The 19276-nt window shown below is 43.7% G+C and carries 17 protein-coding genes; 15 read left to right on the top strand and 2 right to left on the bottom strand.

Going from position 1 to position 19276, the window contains the following annotated elements; genetic code table 11:
- The first annotated feature begins 76 nt into the window (after positions 1–76).
- The 12 genes from glyQ to RH061_RS16340 all read left to right on the top strand — a co-directional run bounded on the left by glyQ (position 77) and on the right by RH061_RS16340 (position 12869).
- Positions 77–967, top strand: coding sequence for a glycine--tRNA ligase subunit alpha (gene glyQ, locus RH061_RS16395; protein ID WP_311071749.1), 891 nt, complete (start codon positions 77–79; stop codon positions 965–967).
- Complete coding sequence (gene glyS, locus RH061_RS16390; protein ID WP_311071747.1) at positions 960–3035, top strand: glycine--tRNA ligase subunit beta; 2076 nt, start codon at positions 960–962, stop codon at positions 3033–3035. Before glyQ ends, glyS begins: the two co-directional genes overlap by 8 nt.
- A gap of 249 nt (positions 3036–3284) precedes the next feature.
- On the top strand, positions 3285–3917 hold the full coding sequence (locus RH061_RS16385) for a transcriptional regulator CcpN (RefSeq protein ID WP_311071745.1): 633 nt from the start codon (positions 3285–3287) through the stop codon (positions 3915–3917).
- 29 nt (positions 3918–3946) lie between these two features.
- Positions 3947–4765, top strand: coding sequence for a pyruvate, water dikinase regulatory protein (locus tag RH061_RS16380; RefSeq protein ID WP_311071744.1), 819 nt, complete (start codon positions 3947–3949; stop codon positions 4763–4765).
- 261 nt (positions 4766–5026) lie between these two features.
- Complete coding sequence (locus tag RH061_RS16375; protein ID WP_311076430.1) at positions 5027–5512, top strand: YaiI/YqxD family protein; 486 nt, start codon at positions 5027–5029, stop codon at positions 5510–5512.
- A 15-nt stretch (positions 5513–5527) separates the two neighbouring features.
- On the top strand, positions 5528–7333 hold the full coding sequence (dnaG, locus tag RH061_RS16370; RefSeq protein ID WP_311071741.1) for a DNA primase: 1806 nt from the start codon (positions 5528–5530) through the stop codon (positions 7331–7333).
- A 44-nt stretch (positions 7334–7377) separates the two neighbouring features.
- Positions 7378–8508, top strand: coding sequence for an RNA polymerase sigma factor RpoD (gene rpoD / locus RH061_RS16365; RefSeq protein WP_311071739.1), 1131 nt, complete (start codon positions 7378–7380; stop codon positions 8506–8508).
- 106 nt (positions 8509–8614) lie between these two features.
- Positions 8615–9145: a hypothetical protein gene (locus tag RH061_RS16360; RefSeq protein ID WP_311071737.1), complete on the top strand. Its 531-nt coding sequence runs from the start codon at positions 8615–8617 to the stop codon at positions 9143–9145.
- 98 nt (positions 9146–9243) lie between these two features.
- Entirely contained in the window at positions 9244–10383 is a 1140-nt protein-coding gene (locus RH061_RS16355) for an acyl-CoA dehydrogenase family protein (RefSeq protein WP_102263620.1), read from the top strand.
- Positions 10384–10566: 183 nt separating this feature from the next.
- Positions 10567–10929 (top strand): cytochrome c550, encoded by a 363-nt coding sequence (cccA, locus tag RH061_RS16350; protein WP_311076429.1) that lies wholly within the window; start codon positions 10567–10569, stop codon positions 10927–10929.
- A 117-nt stretch (positions 10930–11046) separates the two neighbouring features.
- Positions 11047–11757: a tRNA (adenine(22)-N(1))-methyltransferase gene (locus tag RH061_RS16345; protein WP_311071734.1), complete on the top strand. Its 711-nt coding sequence runs from the start codon at positions 11047–11049 to the stop codon at positions 11755–11757.
- Positions 11754–12869 carry a Nif3-like dinuclear metal center hexameric protein gene (locus tag RH061_RS16340; protein WP_311071733.1) on the top strand — a complete coding sequence of 372 codons (1116 nt, stop codon included), beginning with the start codon at positions 11754–11756 and terminating at the stop codon, positions 12867–12869. The genes RH061_RS16345 and RH061_RS16340 overlap by 4 nt, the downstream gene beginning before the upstream one ends.
- 74 nt (positions 12870–12943) lie before the next feature.
- Here the strand turns inward: RH061_RS16340 and RH061_RS16335 are convergent, their stop codons facing one another.
- Both RH061_RS16335 and vrrA read right to left on the bottom strand, forming a co-directional pair.
- Positions 12944–13897 carry a 4-hydroxy-3-methylbut-2-enyl diphosphate reductase gene (locus RH061_RS16335; RefSeq protein ID WP_311071731.1) on the bottom strand — a complete coding sequence of 318 codons (954 nt, stop codon included), beginning with the start codon at positions 13895–13897 and terminating at the stop codon, positions 12944–12946.
- A 108-nt stretch (positions 13898–14005) separates the two neighbouring features.
- Positions 14006–14563 carry a VrrA/YqfQ family protein gene (gene vrrA, locus RH061_RS16330; RefSeq protein ID WP_311071729.1) on the bottom strand — a complete coding sequence of 186 codons (558 nt, stop codon included), beginning with the start codon at positions 14561–14563 and terminating at the stop codon, positions 14006–14008.
- Between the two features lie 325 nt (positions 14564–14888).
- Between vrrA and RH061_RS16325 the strand changes: the two genes are divergently transcribed.
- The 3 genes from RH061_RS16325 (at position 14889) to RH061_RS16315 (ending at position 19162) form a co-directional block, all read left to right on the top strand.
- The gene (locus tag RH061_RS16325; protein WP_311071728.1) at positions 14889–16205 is read left to right on the top strand and encodes a DEAD/DEAH box helicase; all 1317 of its coding nucleotides are present in this window, start codon (positions 14889–14891) and stop codon (positions 16203–16205) included.
- A 21-nt stretch (positions 16206–16226) separates the two neighbouring features.
- Positions 16227–17117 (top strand): deoxyribonuclease IV, encoded by an 891-nt coding sequence (locus RH061_RS16320; RefSeq protein ID WP_311071726.1) that lies wholly within the window; start codon positions 16227–16229, stop codon positions 17115–17117.
- 491 nt (positions 17118–17608) lie between these two features.
- On the top strand, positions 17609–19162 hold the full coding sequence (locus RH061_RS16315) for an IS1182 family transposase (RefSeq protein ID WP_311071725.1): 1554 nt from the start codon (positions 17609–17611) through the stop codon (positions 19160–19162).
- The last annotated feature ends 114 nt before the right edge of the window (positions 19163–19276 follow it).

Here is a 19276-nt window from a genome sequence, read left to right as displayed (position 1 = left end):
TTTTTTATTTTAATATAGGTAATCGTAAGTTGATGTTGATTAGAATATTCGATTCAAAATTTTCGGAGGTGTAAAGATGAATATCCAGAATATGATTTTAACATTGCAAAAACACTGGTCTGAACAAGGGTGCGTCCTGATGCAGGCATATGACACCGAAAAGGGTGCCGGAACGATGAGTCCTTACACGTTTTTAAGGGCTATTGGACCTGAGCCATGGAATGTCGCGTACGTTGAGCCATCACGCCGCCCGGCTGACGGCCGCTACGGAGAAAATCCGAACAGGCTTTATCAGCATCATCAATTCCAAGTGATCATGAAGCCATCACCGGATAATATCCAGGAACTATACCTTGATTCGCTAAAAGCATTGGGAATTGATCCCCTCGAACATGATATCCGTTTTGTAGAAGACAACTGGGAAAATCCATCTCTTGGCTGCGCTGGCCTTGGTTGGGAAGTATGGCTGGACGGAATGGAAATTACGCAATTCACATATTTCCAGCAGGTAGGCGGCCTGGACTGCAAACCGGTATCCGTAGAGATTACTTATGGGATCGAGCGACTCGCATCCTATATCCAGGACAAGGAAAATGTCTTTGATCTGGAATGGACAGAAGGTTTTACTGTAAGGGACATATTTGGTCAGCCAGAGTATGAGCATTCAAAATATACTTTTGAGACATCCGATAAAGATATGCTTTTTAATCTTTTCAGCATATATGAAAAAGAAGCGAATCGCCAGATGGACGAAGGGCTTGTCCATCCTGCGTATGACTATGTCCTGAAGTGTTCCCACACTTTTAACATTCTAGATGCTCGCGGAGCGATATCCGTAACTGAAAGGACCGGCTATATAGCGCGTATCCGAAATCTTGCGAAAAAAGTAGCGAAAACCTTTTACGAGGAAAGAGAGAAATTAGGCTTCCCAATCATCAAACGGAAGGAGCAGGTGGAAAATGACTAAACGGGATTTATTGCTTGAAATCGGTCTGGAGGAAATGCCTGCAAGATTTATGACTGACTCCATAAACCAGCTTGCTTCCAAGGTCGAGAAGTGGCTGGAGTCGAATGATATCGGATTCGAAGAAATCACGCTTTATTCCACACCGCGCAGGCTTGCATTGCTTGTCCTGAATGTCGATGAGCGACAGGAAGACAGTGAGGAAGAAGCAAAAGGCCCTGCTAAAAAAATCGCTATTTCTGAAAGCGGAGAGTGGTCCAAAGCAGCAATCGGCTTCACACGAGGCCAGGGATTGAGTGTTGAGGATATTTATTTTAAAGAAATCAATGGTGTTGAATATGCTCATGTTAAGAAATTCATTAAAGGGCAGGAAACTATTGAATTGCTTGCAGAGTTGAAAGCCATTATTTCCGGATTGACATTCCCGAAAAACATGCGCTGGGCAGATCTTGAACTTCGTTATGTTCGTCCGATCAAATGGCTTGTTGCGATGTTTGGAAATGAAATCATCCCTTTCGAAATCGCTGGTGCACAAACTGGCAATACAACTAGAGGTCATAGGTTTCTTGGAGAGGGCGAGATTGTGCTATCGAATCCTAAGGAATATGAAGAAGCATTGTTAGGGCAATATGTAGTTGCTGATGCGCAAAAGCGTAAAGATGCGATTATATCTCAGCTAGAAAAAATCGAGGAGGAGAATGGCTGGGCAGTTCCGGTTGATGAAGACTTGCTGGAAGAAGTCAATAACCTCGTCGAATATCCAACAGCCTTATATGGCCGTTTCGAAGATGAATTCCTGGAAATACCGAGTGAAGTCCTGATCACTTCCATGAAGGAGCACCAACGGTACTTTCCGGTGAAATCAAAGAACGGCGACTTGCTGCCTCATTTCATTACGGTCAGGAATGGTGACCATCTCCATATTGAAAAAGTTGCCCGCGGGAATGAGAAAGTTCTTAGAGCCCGATTGGCCGATGCGGCATTTTTCTACAAAGAGGATCAAAGAATGCAGATTGATGCGGCATTGGAAAAGTTAAAGAATGTTGTCTACCACGAAGAAATCGGAACGATTGCTGAAAAATCAGAACGTGTTCGCAAGCTTGTAGGCTTGATTGCTGGTAGAATGGAGTTTTCGCCAGAGGTCTTGAAAAATGCAGATCGGGCAGCCCAAATCAGCAAATTCGACTTGGTTTCTCAAATGGTATATGAATTCCCAGAACTGCAGGGGATCATGGGTGAAAAATATGCCCTGCAAAAAGGTGAAAACCCAGAGGTAGCTGCGGCAATCAATGAGCATTATATGCCTCGTAACGCTGAAGATTCAATTCCAGGTTCTCCAGCTGGCGCGTTGGTTGCAATCGCTGATAAACTGGATACCATCGTGGCGTTCTTCTCACTTGGTATCATCCCAAGTGGCTCACAGGACCCTTATGCTTTGAGAAGACAGGCAACAGGGATTGTTCAGACACTGATTGAAAAGAAATGGAACATCTCACTGGAGAACCTTGTAGGCCTATCACTGAATCTTGTGTCAGAAGCAGGAATCATCAAACGCAATGACGAAGAAGTGTACCATGATCTTATCCAATTCTTTAAGCTGAGAGTCAAGCATTTGCTGCAAGAGCGAGGCATTCGCTACGATCTAATCGATGCAGTGCTTGGCGGTGAAATAGGTACGGTATCGGAACTTATTGAAAAAGCGACTACGCTTCAGGATGCCAGCAGGAATGAAGGCTTCAAAGAAAGCATTGAGGCATTGAGCCGGGTTCTTAACATCGCAAGCAAGAAAGATGTTCTGGGTGATATCGATCCTGAGCGATTCGAAACACAATATGAACAAAAGCTGTATGAAAAGTACCTGGAGCTTGGAAAGAAGGCTGAAGACGGAATGGATGCAGCCTCCTATTATCAGTTGCTGGTTGACATCAAGCCGGAAATCAATGACTATTTTGAGCATACGATGGTCATGGCAGACCAAGCCGAAGTACGTGAAAATCGCCTGAATCAAATGGCGGCACTTGCGGTGTTAATCATGAAACTTGCTAAGGTAAATGATATTGTAGTCAAATAACCAGCCATTACTGATAAACAGTGCAATGAGTGCCTTCCTCCAGGGGAAGGCACTTTAACAAGTATTGTGATCATGAAAAGCGTCATAAAGCTGTAAAAAAGGTTTTGAGAATTATTTTCTTCTGTTTACCTCTTGTGGTATATAATTATTATTATAGTCAATCTCAGTTAGCATGAATTAATGATTCCATGAGGTTATGAGATTTGAGAAGCAATGCGAGAACCAGCTTAAAAAAAAATCTCCCGATGGGTGGTGAGGACAATCGAACTGAATAAACGCCAGGAGCAAATTTTGCAAATCGTAAAAGATAATGGACCAATCACAGGGGAGCATATAGCTGAAAAGTTAAATCTGACAAGGGCTACGCTCAGGCCAGACCTTGCCATCCTGACAATGTCGGGATATTTGGATGCCAGGCCACGTGTAGGTTATTTCTATACAGGCAAATCTGGAAATCAGCTGCTTTCAGAGAACCTAAAAAAGATTCTCGTCAGGGATTATCAGTCCATCCCTGTAGTCGTCCCTGAAAATGTATCTGTATACGATGCGATCGTCACGATGTTCTTAGAAGATGTAGGCACTTTATTTGTTGTCGATAAAGGTTCAAAGCTAGTAGGTGTCCTTTCTCGCAAAGATTTATTGAGAGCAAGCATCGGAAAACAGGAGCTGACGACCTTGCCGGTTAATATCATCATGACAAGGATGCCAAATATTACTATTTGCCGCCGTGATGACCTGCTTATTGATGCTGCCAATGAATTAATTGAAAAGCAGATTGATGCCCTTCCAATCATTAAAGATACAGATGATGGATACGAGCTAGTAGGAAGGTTGACCAAGACAAACATTACGAAGGCTTTCGTGGCCTTGGCTGAAGAATAAGGAGCAAATAGAGAAGGGGTTGGTCAAAGATGAGTAAAACACCTATTATTTATGTGGTTTCTGATTCAGTCGGCGAAACAGCTGAGCTTGTTACGAAGGCTGCCATCAGCCAGTTCGAACATTTGGATGTTTCACTTAAAAGGTTTCCTTATGTAGAGGATAAAGTACATATTGATGAAGTTATTGCGTTGGCAAAGCATGATGGAGGAATGATCGCTTATACACTGGTCAAGCCAGATATCAGCGATTATCTTCAGGAATCCGCTGCAAAAGTGGGAATCCATGCGTGTGACATCATCGGCCCGCTCATGCATCAAATCCAGGTCCTGAGTGGCGAGACCCCTTTGTATGAACCTGGTCTTGTCCGGAAACTTGATGAAGATTATTTCAAGAAAGTCGAAGCGATTGAATTTGCCGTGAAATACGATGATGGGCGAGATCCAAGAGGTATACTGAAAGCGGATATCGTCCTCGTTGGAGTATCGAGAACTTCAAAAACCCCGTTATCACAATACCTGGCTCACAAGCGCTACAAAGTCGCGAATGTGCCGCTTGTCCCTGAAGTGGATCCCCCTGAAGAACTTTTTCTTGTTCCAAAGGAAAAATGCTTCGGCCTAAGGATCACACCGGATAAGTTGAATCAAATCCGCCGTGAGCGCCTGATTTCGCTTGGTTTAAACGATCAGGCAATCTATGCAAATATCGAAAGAATCAAGGAAGAGATTGAATATTTTGATGGGATCGTTGAGAAAATAGGGTGTCCGGTCATTGATGTAACAAACAAAGCAGTTGAAGAAACAGCAAATGTCATCCTGAATATGGTCCGTAACAAGAAAATGGACGAATAGCACATATTTTTTATGTGCTTTTCTTTTTGACAGTTCTCTTCATTGAATTAATGCATTAACCGAGAAAAAATAATGGAAAAATAGGCTTTCTTATACTATAATAAAAAATTGTGATAAAAATGTATCTGTTTAGGTTTAGACTGGACAGATTACGAATAAACTATTTACTATCAGTTGTCAAGATATTGACCGCGAAAAAATTCGACAAAATTCCCTTGAAAAAATCCATTCCTTAAGAAGGAATATGCGGAGTGATGTAGAATTAATACTAGTAAAATCAACAGTCAGATCCTTTTTGTTGATGCTGACTCTTGCCCGGTCATTAAGGAAATTGTCGAAATTGCTTCGAAGTATTCCATCGAAGCTGTTTTTGTGGCCTCATATGCTCATATGAAGAACGATCTTCAAGGGCAGAACTGGGTTTTTGTCGATTCTCATAAGGAGGCTGTAGACCTTTATTTAATGAACCACGTAAAAAAAGGTGATTTTGCGGTGACGCAGGACATTGGTCTTGCTTCTACGCTTATTGCGAAAGGGGTTTATGCCATCTCTCCAAGGGGAAATTTATTTGAAGAAAAGGACATTCAGACTGCTCTTGACTTAAGATATCTTTCTGCGCGGGCACGAAGGCAGGGATCCTATGGAAAAGGGCCAAAACCCTTTACTGAAAGAGACAGGGAAAAGTTTATAAAGGAATTGAACAGGCTTTTATTGAATTTTAAGGTATGTTCAACGAATCACAACTAATTAGAGGTCATGCTTATGGCAGAGAGGATTGCCGAGGAAAAAGTAAATGAAATCCGGCAAGCGGTTGAAATAGTCGATGTCATTGGTGATTATGTCCAATTGAAAAAACAGGGCCGCAATTACTTTGGGCTTTGTCCATTTCATGGGGAAAACTCTCCGTCATTTTCAGTTTCACCTGATAAGCAGATTTATCACTGCTTTGGTTGTGGAGCCGGTGGGAATGTCTTTTCATTCCTGATGGATATCGATGGCCTGTCGTTTCAAGAAGCTGCAGTTAAGCTCGCGGAAAGGGCCAACATTGAGCTGAAACTTGAAGGTCAGGCTGCAGGCAGAAATCCACAACTGCCTGAAGGCTCTAAGCAAATGATTGAAGCGCATGAACTATTGCGTAAATTCTATCATCATTTGCTTGTAAACACAAAAGAGGGCCAGGATGCCCTGGAGTATCTACTTAACAGAGGATTCACCCAGGAATCAATTGACCGCTTCCAAATTGGCTATGCACTCCCTTCATGGGATTTTGCGGTTAAGCTTCTGGAAAAACGGGGATTCTCTCTGGAGCTGATTTCCAAAGCAGGATTGATCATTCAGCGGGAAAACGATGGTACCTACTTTGACAGGTTCCGGAACAGGATCATGTTTCCAATCCTGGATCATCAGGGAAATACGATTGCGTTTTCAGGGAGAGCTATGGGGGACGAAGAGCCTAAATACCTGAACAGTCCCGAAACGCAAATTTTCAATAAAAGTAAAATTTTATATAATTTCCATCTTGCCCGCGGCTCGATTAGGAAGCAGCAGCAGGCTGTGCTTTTCGAAGGCTTTGCCGATGTTATTTCCGCTAACCGTGCAGGCGTAGAAAATGGTGTCGCCACGATGGGGACATCTTTGACTGAGGAACATATTTCCTTGCTCAAAAGAAACGTTCAAGCTGTAACGGTTTGTTACGACTCTGACAAAGCTGGTATTGAAGCGGCATTCAGGGCGTCAAACATGCTGTCAAAAGCAGGAATCGCTGTCAGGGTTGCCATGATGCCGGATGGGATGGATCCTGATGATTTCATAAAAGTGCATGGCGAAGAAAAATTCAGGAACGATATCATTGGCTCCAGCGCCACATTGATGGCATTTAAATTAATATATTATCGCCGAGGGAAAAACCTTCAGAATGAAGGAGATCGCCTTCAATATATCGAAGAAGTACTTAAAGAAATCAGTACACTCGATAAAGCAGTAGAAAAGGATCTGTATTTGCGACAGCTTGCGACTGAGTTTTCGCTTTCCCTGGATGCATTGATCCAGCAGCTCAACCAGTTGGTTCAGTCAACGGCTCCAAAAAAGCAAAATCAACCGCGAGCGGAATCAAGACCTGTAACTTATACAAGGAAGACAGAACTAAAGCCTGCCTACCATACTGCAGAGAGGCGAATGATCTTTCATATGATGAAAGATGCAGACGTGGCGTATAAGGTTCAGGGTCTGCTTGCAGGGAATACATTGAACATTGACGAACACCAGGCTATTATTACTTATTTATTTGCATACTATGAAAAAGGACATGATCCTGACCCGGGAGCGTTCTTAAATTATCTTCACGATAATAAGCTAAAAAGGGTCGTTGCTGATATAGAAATGATGCCTCTTAACGAGGAAATCAGTGACCAGGAATTATCTGATTATATCAAGCAGGTCTTGAATTATCAAAAAATGTTAAAAATAAAGGAAAAAATGGCAGAACAAAAACAGGCAGAACGACAAAACGATTTCTTGCGCGCTGCGGCGATTGCCACGGAAATTATCCAATTGCGCAAGACCTTATAAAAGCTTATGCTGATTGTTTTTGATTTTTGGAAGGAGGGGGACATATGGCTGAAAAGTCAGCCCGTTCTAAAGAAGTCACCGAAAATGAAGTGACAGTTGAACAAGTGAAAGACCAGTTAACAGCAATTGGCAAGAAAACAGGTGTCCTTGCTTATGATGATATCGCAGAAAGGCTCTCTAGCTTTGACCTTGATTCCGATCAAATGGATGAATACTATGAGTTCCTCGGTGAACAAGGGATTGAACTCGTAGGTGAAAGCGATGAGGTTGATGACCCTGACATCAAACAGCTTGCTAAAGACGATGAAGAATTCGATTTGAATGACTTAAGTGTGCCTCCGGGAGTAAAGATCAATGACCCGGTAAGGATGTACCTAAAAGAGATTGGCCGTGTCGACCTGCTCTCTGCAGAAGAAGAAATCAATCTTGCAGAAAGAATCGAACAAGGCGATGAAGAAGCGAAAAGACGGCTCGCGGAAGCTAACCTTCGACTGGTTGTAAGTATCGCGAAGCGTTATGTTGGCCGTGGCATGTTATTCCTTGACCTGATCCAGGAAGGAAACATGGGCTTGATCAAGGCCGTAGAAAAGTTCGATTACCGCAAAGGGTTTAAATTCAGTACCTATGCAACATGGTGGATCCGTCAAGCCATTACGCGTGCCATCGCTGACCAGGCAAGGACAATCAGGATTCCTGTCCATATGGTGGAAACAATCAACAAATTGATTCGTGTACAAAGGCAGCTCCTTCAAGACCTTGGACGCGAACCGACACCTGAAGAAATCGGTGAAGACATGGATCTGTCCCCTGAAAAAGTACGTGAGATCCTGAAGATTGCCCAGGAGCCAGTGTCCCTTGAAACACCAATCGGTGAAGAAGATGATTCCCACCTTGGGGATTTCATCGAGGACCAGGATGCTACCTCTCCTTCAGAACATGCTGCATACGAGCTTTTGAAGGAACAGCTGGAGGATGTCCTTGACACGCTAACAGATCGTGAAGAGAATGTCTTAAGACTCCGTTTCGGTCTTGATGATGGACGTACACGCACATTGGAAGAAGTGGGCAAAGTATTTGGCGTTACACGCGAGCGTATTCGCCAAATTGAAGCGAAAGCACTTCGAAAGCTGAGACACCCAAGCCGCAGCAAACGATTGAAAGACTTTTTAGAATAGGATTGCCAAGGAATAATTTACTTTTTAAAATAAAAGTAAATTATTCCTTTTTTCATGAGCTAATATTCTAAGTTGTGATAAACCAAAAGACAGGATGTGCCCAAATATGGATGACCATCGCCGGAAAATCATCACCAATGAGATTAAGTACTGGAAGCAAAACAGGATGCTGCCAGAGCACTATTGTGACTTCCTTTTGAACTTGTATACAGAAGGAAGTACTGAAGGTGACATACCTCAGGAAAAAAGATCGAAAGGCATTAAAGGATTAATCAGTTTTATTTTAATTGCTTTGTTATCGCTTTCAGTTTTTTTATTTTATTTTACTGAATTGTCGCTCTTTTTGCAAACTGCCCTCATCATTATTTTTGGAGTTACTACCCTTACAGTTGTCCTATATATGTTGAAAAAAACTTTTTTTGATCTGATCCCAATACTGGCTGCTGCACTACTGTTATTGATCACATCTGTTCAGGCGGCGGAAATAATATTTCCAGAGCAACCCATCTTGTTGTACATCGTGGCAGGCCTGAACTGTATATTGTGGATTGCTGCTGGGACGAAGTGGAATATGGTGAGCTTCAAACTTTCAGGGATCATCGGGTTGATTGTCCTGTTAATTGCTATATTCATATAATTTTTAACAATTTTAAAGTTTTTAAATGTTGAGAAAATTGTTTATTCACCTTTATAATGAAGAATGTAAACGCATTCAATGTTTTAAGGGGGATGGAAATGAATTTTGATTTAACATCAGAACAGGCAATGATTAAAAGGACGATTAAAGAGTTTGCGGAGGAAGAAGTTGCTCCAGGAGCGATTGAAAGAGATAAAACAAAACAATTCCCGACAGAAATCTTCAAAAAACTGGGAGAACTAGGGATGCTGGGTTTGCCATTCCCTGAAGAATATGGCGGAGCAGGAGCTGATACGGTCAGTTTTGCAATTGTAACCGAGGAATTGAGCAAGGCTTGCGCCTCAACCGGGATTACATACTCTGCCCACATATCTCTTGGAGGCGCTCCTATCAATCTATTTGGCACAGAGGAGCAAAAGCAAAAGTATCTGGCACCAATCTGTACAGGAGAATCACTGGGAGCTTTCGGACTGACCGAACCTAATGCTGGCTCAGATGCTGGGGGGACCCAGACAACAGCCAAAGAAGTGGATGGAGAGTACATCATTAATGGCAGCAAGAACTTTATCACGAATGCAAGCTATGCCAAACATCTCGCAATGACAGCGATCACGGGCAATGTCGATGGAAAAAAGGAAATCAGTGCGATTATCGTGCCGACCGATGCACCAGGGTTTTCTGTCATTGACAATTATGAAAAGATGGGGTTGAATGCTTCGAATACGACTCAGCTGGTGATGGAGGATGTCCATGTTCCGGTTGAAAACCTTCTTGGGAAAAAAGGGGAAGGCTTCAAGCAATTCCTTGTGACGCTTGATGGGGGCAGGATAGGAATCGGTGCTATGGCTGTCGGAGTGGCTCAGGCTGCATATGAAAAAGCCTTGCAATATGCTAAGGAAAGGCAGCAATTCGGCAGGCCGATATCACAGTTCCAGGCTATCCAGTTCAAGCTAGCGGACATGGCAATGAAAATTGAGCTTGCGCGGAATATGGTCTATAAGGCTGCCTGGCTGAAGGATCAAGGGCGCCCATTCTCAAAGGAAGCTTCGATGTGTAAGCTGTATGCTTCAGAGATTGCGATGGAAGTGGCTGACCAGGCTGTCCAGATCCATGGCGGCTACGGCTATATGAGAGAGTACGAAGTAGAACGTTACATGAGGGATGCGAAGCTGCTCGAGATCGGTGAAGGCACATCAGAAGTCCAAAGAATGGTGATTGCAAGATTAATTGGCTGCTAAATGGGTATCCTAAATATGCTTTGTACAGAAAACTTCATCAAACGATGGAGTTTTTTGTCTAAATTGTGAACAAGTGTGACAAAGTTTGCTTTTTTACTTTCCCTGTAAACGTTTTTCAAGTAAAATAATATCTGTGTGAAATCATTATTTAAGTTTGATGTTGTACATAAAGGAGGGTATATGATGAATCGTAATCCAATTATCCCGTTCGTGTTGATCATGGTGATGGGGATCGGCTTGATGTTCTTGCTTTCTTTCAAGGGTGTAGGGGATTCCAAGGATCTAGCAAAGGAAAAAGAAGGCGGCGAAAAGACCGAAGAAACAGCTGAAGTGAACCCTGAGGATTTCTACCAGCAATCATGCGCAGCTTGCCACGGAAACCAGTATGAAGGTGTATCTGGTCCTGCTCTAAAAGGTGTTGGCAGCAAGTACTCACAGGATGAAATCAAAGACATCCTGGTAAATGGTAAAGGAGCAATGCCTCCTGGTATGGCTGCTGGCAAAGAAGATCAAATGGCAGAATGGATCGTCAATGAACTGAAGTAACATTTAAAGGCTCTTTGCTACCGCAAAGGGCCTTTACTATTTTCCTGGTTAATTGGACAAGAAGCATGGTGTTTCATATACTTAAAAAAGCAAAATACGATTTAGTAGGTGACTCGAATGAATACTGAAAAACTCTCAGACCGGCTAGAAGCCGTTGCAAATAATATTCCCCAGGGGGCGAGGCTGGCGGATATCGGTTCCGATCACGCCTACCTTCCTTGTCATGTTGTAAGGAAGGGAATTGTTCCAATGGCGATAGCTGGCGAGGTCGCCCAAGGGCCTTTCCAATCTGCCATTGATCAGGTTAAGGAAGAAAAACTTACCGACAAGATTTCAGTCCGTAAAGGGGACGGACTTGAAGTTATTGAACCCGGAGAGGTGGATTGCATCACAATCGCCGGTATGGGGGGGACATTGATTTCTACGATTCTTGAAAAAGGGAAATCAAAATTAGAAGGAGTCAGCAGGCTTGTCCTCCAGCCTAATGTTGGCAGCTTTGCAGTACGCAGATGGCTGATTGACAATGGCTGGGAGCTCATTAAAGAAGAAATCCTTGAAGAGGACCGGAAAATTTATGAGATCCTTGTAGCAGAAAAGGGTGAACCACTAAAGCCATATCAGCAAATGAACCTTGATTCTGGCATTCTATTTGGTCCATTTTTGCTAAAGGAGCAATCCGCAGTATTCCAGGATAAGTGGAATGCAGAAAAGCGGAATTGGGAGCGCATCCTAAAGCAGCTGGATGAGGCTGTACAAAATGATGATACAGAAAGCAAAAGGCAGGAATTGAAAGCTAAATTGAAAATGGCAGAGGAGGCGTTACAGTGAAAAAAGTGAATGGCCATGAAGTGATTCAGCTATTTGAACAGTTTTCACCTAAGGCATTTGCGATGGAAGGTGATAAGGTCGGCCTGCAAATCGGGGCTTTGAACCAGTCGGTCGAGAACGTCCTAGTAGCACTTGATGTAACAGAGGAAGTGGTGGAGGAGGCGATTGCCAAGGACGTTCAATTAATCATTGCTCACCATCCGCCAATCTTCCGGCCAATGAAAAAAATCGCGACCGACACTCCTGCAGGAAGAGTGATTGCCAAGCTGATCAAACATGACATCGCGGTTTATGCAGCACATACAAATCTCGATGTGGCAAAAGGCGGAGTAAATGATCTGCTGGCTGCTGCCCTAGGGCTAAAAAACCCTCAAGTGCTTGTACCTACCTATGAGGATCAACTGAAGAAGCTTGTCGTTTTTGTACCTGAGGAGGATGCTGAAACTCTCCGCGAAGCTTTAGGACATGCAGGGGCGGGAGCAATCGGCAACTATAGCCATTGTTCGTTCTCAGGAGCGGGAGAGGGACGTTTCCTGCCGGGAGAAAATACAGACCCTCATATTGGCGTACAGGGAAGGCTTGAAGCTGTCAATGAAGTTCGCATAGAAACTGTTTTTCCGGAAAGTATTGAAAAAAAGGTCATCCAGGCTATGATCAAGACCCATCCTTATGAGGAGGTCGCCTACGATGTATATCGACTTGACAATACAGGTGAACAGCTGGGACTTGGAAGAATCGGACAGGTGGAAGAGACGACTCTTTCTGAATTTGCCAAAGTTGTAAAGAAAGCTTTAGGAGTCGATAAAGTACGTGTCGTCGGCGACTTGAACGCAAAGGTGAAAAAAGTAGCCGTCCTTGGCGGTGATGGAAACAAATATTACTCACAGGCAAAATTTCGTGGAGCAGACGTGTATGTAACAGGGGATATTTATTACCATACAGCACATGACGCCCTTATGGCCGGATTGAACATGATCGACCCGGGACATAATGTCGAAAAGATCATGAAGCAGGGAGTCGCCGCCGTGATGGAAAGGCTCAGCCAGGAAAAAGGGTATGAAGTCAAATACATCCCATCAGAAATAGAGACCGACCCTTTTACTTTTATATAGGTTGAACATTTATCGAATTTAGCGAAATAAAAAGAAAGCAGCCTGTAATCTCAATTCAGGCTGCTTTCCCTTTTTTATACGTTTGCCTCGGTCTTCTTGACCTTTGGCAGGATTTTATGAAGGGGTACTTTTTTCTCTTTTACCCAGGTTGCTTCGTTTTCTTTATCAAACTGTTCGAGGAAAGTAATGACCTCTTTCGTGATCGGAGTCGGAGTCGATGCTCCTGAAGTGACTGCGACTGTGTCAGCATCCTTCACCCATTCGATATCCAGCTCGGTAATATCAGCAATCCGGTATGCTTTTGTTCCGGCTATTTCTTCTGATACCTGTGCGAGACGATTCGAATTATTGCTCTTAGGGTCACCGACGACGATAAGGACATCTGCTTCCTTGGCCTGCTCCGCGACTGCCTCCTGGCGCACCTGTGTTGCCATGCAGATTTCTCTGTGGACCTCGGCATGAGGATACTTTTCTTTCACTTTTTTCATGATGTCGGCAACGTCCCACTGGCTCATCGTTGTCTGGTTAGTGACGATTAACTTTTCAGCCTGCAGATTCAGGGCATCCACATCTGCAGCTGTTTCCACAAGATGGACGATCCCTGGTGCGACACCTACTGCCCCTTCAGGTTCAGGATGGCCTTTTTTGCCGATGTAAATGACCTCAAAACCTTCCTTTTCTTTCTCCCTGATCAGGTTATGGGTGTTTGTCACGTCAGGACATGTTGCGTCAATCGAAACTAGCCCTTTTTCCTTGGCAAGCTCCCTGACTTCCGGTGAAATGCCGTGTGCTGTGAAAATAACTGTTCCGCCATCAACTTTTTCAAGGATTTCCTTGCGGTTGTTTCCATCTAATGTAATGATGCCTTCTTCTTCAAATGCATCAGTGACATGCTTATTATGGACAATCATTCCAAGTATATATATTGGACGCGGCAAGCTTTTATCCAATGCAGCATTGCGTGCAATGACCATGGCATCAACAACACCATAGCAGTATCCGCGCGGCGATATTTTAATTACATTCATTGAGTCATCCTCCTAAGAATACCTCTGATTCCTTCTTTTATTATATAAGACTTGCAGAAAGAATACAAAAGCGACTTTCCAGAAGGAATGAATTAACTGTTTTCCGATTTATATGAACAGTTTGGGAGAAGAAGCTGAGTTATTGCTTTGTTTTTTTACTGGTTTTTTGTGTGATGGGGAACCCGGACCATTCTTTTTTGATTTTGGTGTTTTTTTCTTTTTCTCAACCTTTTCATTCGTTTCTGTTTCAGCAGTTTGCTCTTCAGCATCCGGGAGGTCTTTCAAACCTCTGTACAACTTCCACATTGAAGGCAGATTACGGACAAGTGGACCGTATTGCTGGATCATCGGTCCGAATTGCTGTGCAGTGCTAAGAACTTTTTGCGTGTTGGTGAGAAATCCATTCAATGCAGACGGATCAGCGAGAGTTTTCAGGATTCCGCCGCCTGAGCCTGCTCCCCGTGCTGCCGGATTTCCTCCAGATAACAAACCTGAGCTACCATTCCGCTGGTTATTGCCCTTTCCGAGGATTTTCGAAAGCAGTCCGCCGCCTTGCCTTGAGCGTTGATTCCTGCCCCCCATCCGCGGCATCTGTCCCTGTGGCATCATGGGGCCGGGACCAGGACCAGGACCAAATGGATTCGAATACATCTGATGCTGACCCATTCGGGGGCCACCCATCCTTCGGGGGCCCTGGAAGCGATTGTGCATCCCGTGCATATTCATACGGGGTCCTTGTAGCATCGTGACCCCTCCTTTCCCAATATTTCATCTCCTACTAGCGTATGCAAAAAGTCAGGAATGGTTTAAGGAAAAAAAGTATGCTGCCAACAGGTTTGTTTTTTTTGTGGGAAAGGTTAAGATAGTACTGATTGGAGATTTTCTGCAATCTTTATTATAATTACAGGATGAACCTGAAAAAGAACAGCTTTCGGAACAGGCTGTACTCCCGGATACACTGGCGGGACAGGGTAAAAGAAGGAGATTTTCAATGAGTGAAACAAAATTTGAACGTTATGAACTGAAGCCGTTCATTATAGATGCAATCAATAAACTAGGCTTTTACGAGCCGACTGAGATACAGGAACGACTGATCCCGACTGTGCTGAAGGGCGATAGCGCAATCGGTCAATCACAGACAGGCACTGGAAAGACGCATGCCTATGTATTGCCGATCATGGACAAGCTCGATCCGTCACGAAATGAAGTACAGGCCGTCATCACAGCTCCAACACGTGAGCTTGCGAACCAGATTTACCATGAAGTACTTAAAATTGCGGAACACGCTCCGGAGGGCGAGCAGATCACTGCCCGCTGCTATATTGGCGGAACGGACAAGCAAAGAACAATTGAAAAACTTAAGACACAGCCGCAAATCGTAATTGGCACACCTGGGAGAATCAATGACCTGGTGCAGGAAAATGCCCTATTCGTGCATACAGCCAACATTCTCGTTGTTGACGAGGCGGATTTGATGCTTGACATGGGATTCATCGAGGACATTGATCAGTTTGCATCCCGCATGCCAGAAAAGATTCAAATGCTCGTCTTTTCAGCGACGATTCCTGAGAAGTTAAAACCATTCTTAAAAAAATACATGGAAAACCCGAAATATGTTCAAGTCGACCCGAAACAGGCTACAGCAGAGAAAATTGAACATATCCTGCTGCCTGCAAGACACCGGGATAAAATCGGGCTTGTTCATTCAGCTCTCCTTGCATTCAACCCATATTTGGGAATCGTCTTTGCCAATACGAAGAAAAAGGCTGATGAGATTGCCGATGGTCTGATCCAAAAAGGGATGAAGGTTGGCCGTATCCATGGTGACCTGAGCCCGCGTGAACGCAAACGGGTCATGAAGCAAATCAAGGATCTCGAATTCCAATATCTAGTTGCGACTGACCTGGCCGCAAGAGGAATCGATATCCAGGGAATCAGCCATGTCATCAACTATGAGCTGCCGACGGACCTCGATTTTTATATCCACAGAGTAGGAAGGACTGCACGTGCCGGCTCATCAGGAATCGCACTGACTATATATGAGCAGAGCGATGAGGATGCATTGGTGCGTCTCGAAAAGATGGGCATCGCTTTTAAAAACATCGATTTGAAAAAAGGCGAGTTCACCGAAATCGAAGAGCGGAACAGACGCCAGAACAGAAAAAAGAAGGAAACGGCAGGCGAGGCGAAGGCAAAGTCGCTTGTTTCCAAGCCTAAAAAGGTAAAACCAGGCTATAAAAAGAAAATGAAATATGAAATGGACAAAATCAAGAAACGCGAAAACCGAATTCAGAAGAGAAATAAATAAGGGACTTAGGGAGAGATCAAGATGTTAATTGGCTCACACGTTTCCATGAGCGGTAAAAAAATGTTGCTGGCAGCCAGTGAGGAAGCTGTATCTTATGGAGCAAACACTTTCATGATCTATACCGGGGCACCTCAGAATACAAGAAGAAAAAAGATTGAGGACCTGAATATAGAAGCAGGCCGCCTGCATATGGAGCAGAACGGCATCCATGAAATCGTCGTCCATGCTCCTTATATCATCAACATTGGGAACACACAGAATCCGGATACCTTTGATTTAGGTGTAAGGTTCCTGCGGAGCGAAATCGATCGCACAGAAGCAATTGGAGCCAAGCAAATCGTGCTGCATCCAGGTGCACATGTTGGGGCAGGAACTGAAGAGGGCATTAAGAAAATCATCGAGGGACTGAATGAGGTCCTGACAAGCGATGATAAAGTTCAGATCGCACTTGAAACGATGGCAGGAAAAGGGTCAGAGTGCGGAAAGTCCTTCGAAGAACTAGCGATGATCATGGAGGGCGTCACCCATAATGATAAGCTGTCCGTCTGCTTCGATACTTGCCATACACATGATGCCGGATATCCAGTCGTTGAAGATTTTGATGGAGTCCTGAATGAATTCGATAAGATCATCGGTCTGGACCGATTGAAGGTGCTTCATATCAATGACAGTAAAAATGAAGTCGGCATGAGGAAAGACCGTCATGAAAATATCGGATTCGGACATATCGGCTTTGACGCATTAAACTACATTGTCCACCATCCGCAATTGACACATGTACCTAAAATTCTCGAAACCCCATATGTCGGTGAGGACAAGAACAATAAAAAAGCGCCTTACAAACATGAAATCGATATGCTGAGAAGCAAACAATTCGATGAGAACCTGCTTGAACTCATCAGGAATAGTTAATTGAATGAAATCAAAGCTGTGGATTATTCCACAGCTTTGATTTGTTTAATAAAGGGTGCGAGCAAATTGACATGCCTGGTTTGATGAAAACATCAATTAGGAGATGACGGACAAAAAATGTTTCTTAAAAGGATCAAAGTGTCCGTCATAGGGGTGATGATGAACAAAAACGCGCTACTGAAAGAAAAAAGTGAGGGTGTCCCAAAAGTATAAACTTTTGGGCACCCTCTTTATTTTTGAGACTACTTGTAAAAATGGTCCGTTGATTTCCGTTCCAGGCGCTTCGCTTTCCGCGGGGCTGGCGCTGAGCCTCCTCATCGCTTCGCTCTTGCGGGGTCTCACCTGACCAGCTGCGCCCGCAGGAGTCTACGCGCCTTCCACTCCAATCAACTCAGGTTTCTAAATTCATTTTTTGTGCAAAAAAATACAAGAAAAACCTCTTTTGTTATAATTAAGTCACCACAACCAACTATACAAAAGGAGAGATTTTCTTGTATAAAAATTATAACACAAACCAATTGACCCTTCCAATGGACATTCAAGTTTTGATTCCTCAACAGCACCTTGTTCGATTGATTGATTTTGCCGTCGACCAGATGAACCCCAATATCTTTCTCTCTCTTTATCCTGGTGGAGGACGGCCGCCTTACCATCCTCAAATGATGTTAAAAGTCATTCTTTATGCATATGCCAACCGTATTTATTCCTCTCGACAAATCGCGAAACAGCTAACAGAGAATATTATGTTCATGTGGCTCTCCGGCGAACAGAAGCCTGATTTTCGTACCATCAACCGTTTCCGTTCCGAACGCATGAAAGATGTCATCTATGAGACGTTCTTTTCCATAGTCGACCTCCTTCGGGAGGAAGGACTTGTGAAGCTAGAAGACTATTTCCTGGATGGGACCAAATTGGAGGCAAACGCCAACAAGTATACTTTTGTTTGGAAGAAGTCCACTGAAAAATACGATAAAAAGTTGGACGAGAAATTCCGCCAGATTGTCTTTGGGATTGAACAAATCACCAAAGAAGATGAAGAAGCAGAAAGGGAACAAGATTTTCAGGAAAAGCTCGAAGAGACACCCATCTCTTCTGCAAAAATTGAAGAAACCATTAAAAAGCTGGAAGAGAGACTGGAACAGGATCCAAAAAACAAACCTTTAAAGAAGGCAAAGCGCCAACTGGAAAAAGACCTTCTACCTCGAAAGCAGAAGTATGAACTTCAGAAACAGACTTTTGGAGAGAGAAACAGCTTTTCTAAGACGGATACCGATGCCACTTTTATGCGAATGAAAGAGGACCACATGATGAACGGGCAGTTAAAGCCTGGATATAATGTTCAGATTGGAACAGAAAATCAGTTCATCACCAACTTCAGCCTCCATCAACGGGCTGGAGATCCTGGATGCATGATTCCCCATCTTGAACTTTTGGAAAAACATAACCGCCCGAAGCCAAAGGCCGTTATTGCCGACTCTGGTTATGGAAGCGAAGAGAACTATGCACATTGTGAAGAACAGGAAATAGAAGCGTACATTAAATACAATACTTTTGACAAGGAACAGACAAAGGCATGGAAGGAACAAATTGGCCGAGTTGAAAATATGGAGTATGACGAAGAGCTAGATGAATGGATTTGTGCAAACGGAAAACGCCTGGTTTTCCAGTATGAGAGTCAAAGAAAGTCCGACAACGGTTACGATTCCGTGAAGCGCACGTACCGCTGTACCGATTGTATGAACTGTCCATTCCAAACAACCTGTGCCAAAGACAAAAATACAAAGACCGTACAGGTCTCAGTGAAAAACCAACAACAACGAAAAGAAGTTCGGGAACGCTTGGCTGCGGAAGAAGGAAGCCAAAGATACAGGCAGAGAAAAATAGATGTCGAGCCAGTATTTGGGCAGATTAAACACAATCGAGGGTTTAAAAGATTTGGGTTAAGAGGCCTCTCCAAAAATACCACGGATTGGGGTCTTATTTGCGCTGCACACAATCTTTTGAAGTGGGCAGCCAACAAGGAAAGCGAACATAAATTAGGGTAACTAAGGGGAGGAATATCCCTCTTTCCTTATAAATCCATCAAATCCAAACCCATAAATTAGATAAAAAGTAAAAGAGGCGACTCTCAGGTCGAATTTATTCAACCTTTTGAGTCA

The sequence above is a fragment of the Mesobacillus jeotgali genome (assembly GCF_031759225.1).
Lineage (GTDB): Bacteria > Bacillota > Bacilli > Bacillales > Cytobacillaceae > Mesobacillus > Mesobacillus jeotgali_B.
The sequence above is the reverse complement of the archived record's forward strand: the minus strand, read 5'-3'. Positions and strand labels throughout refer to the sequence as shown.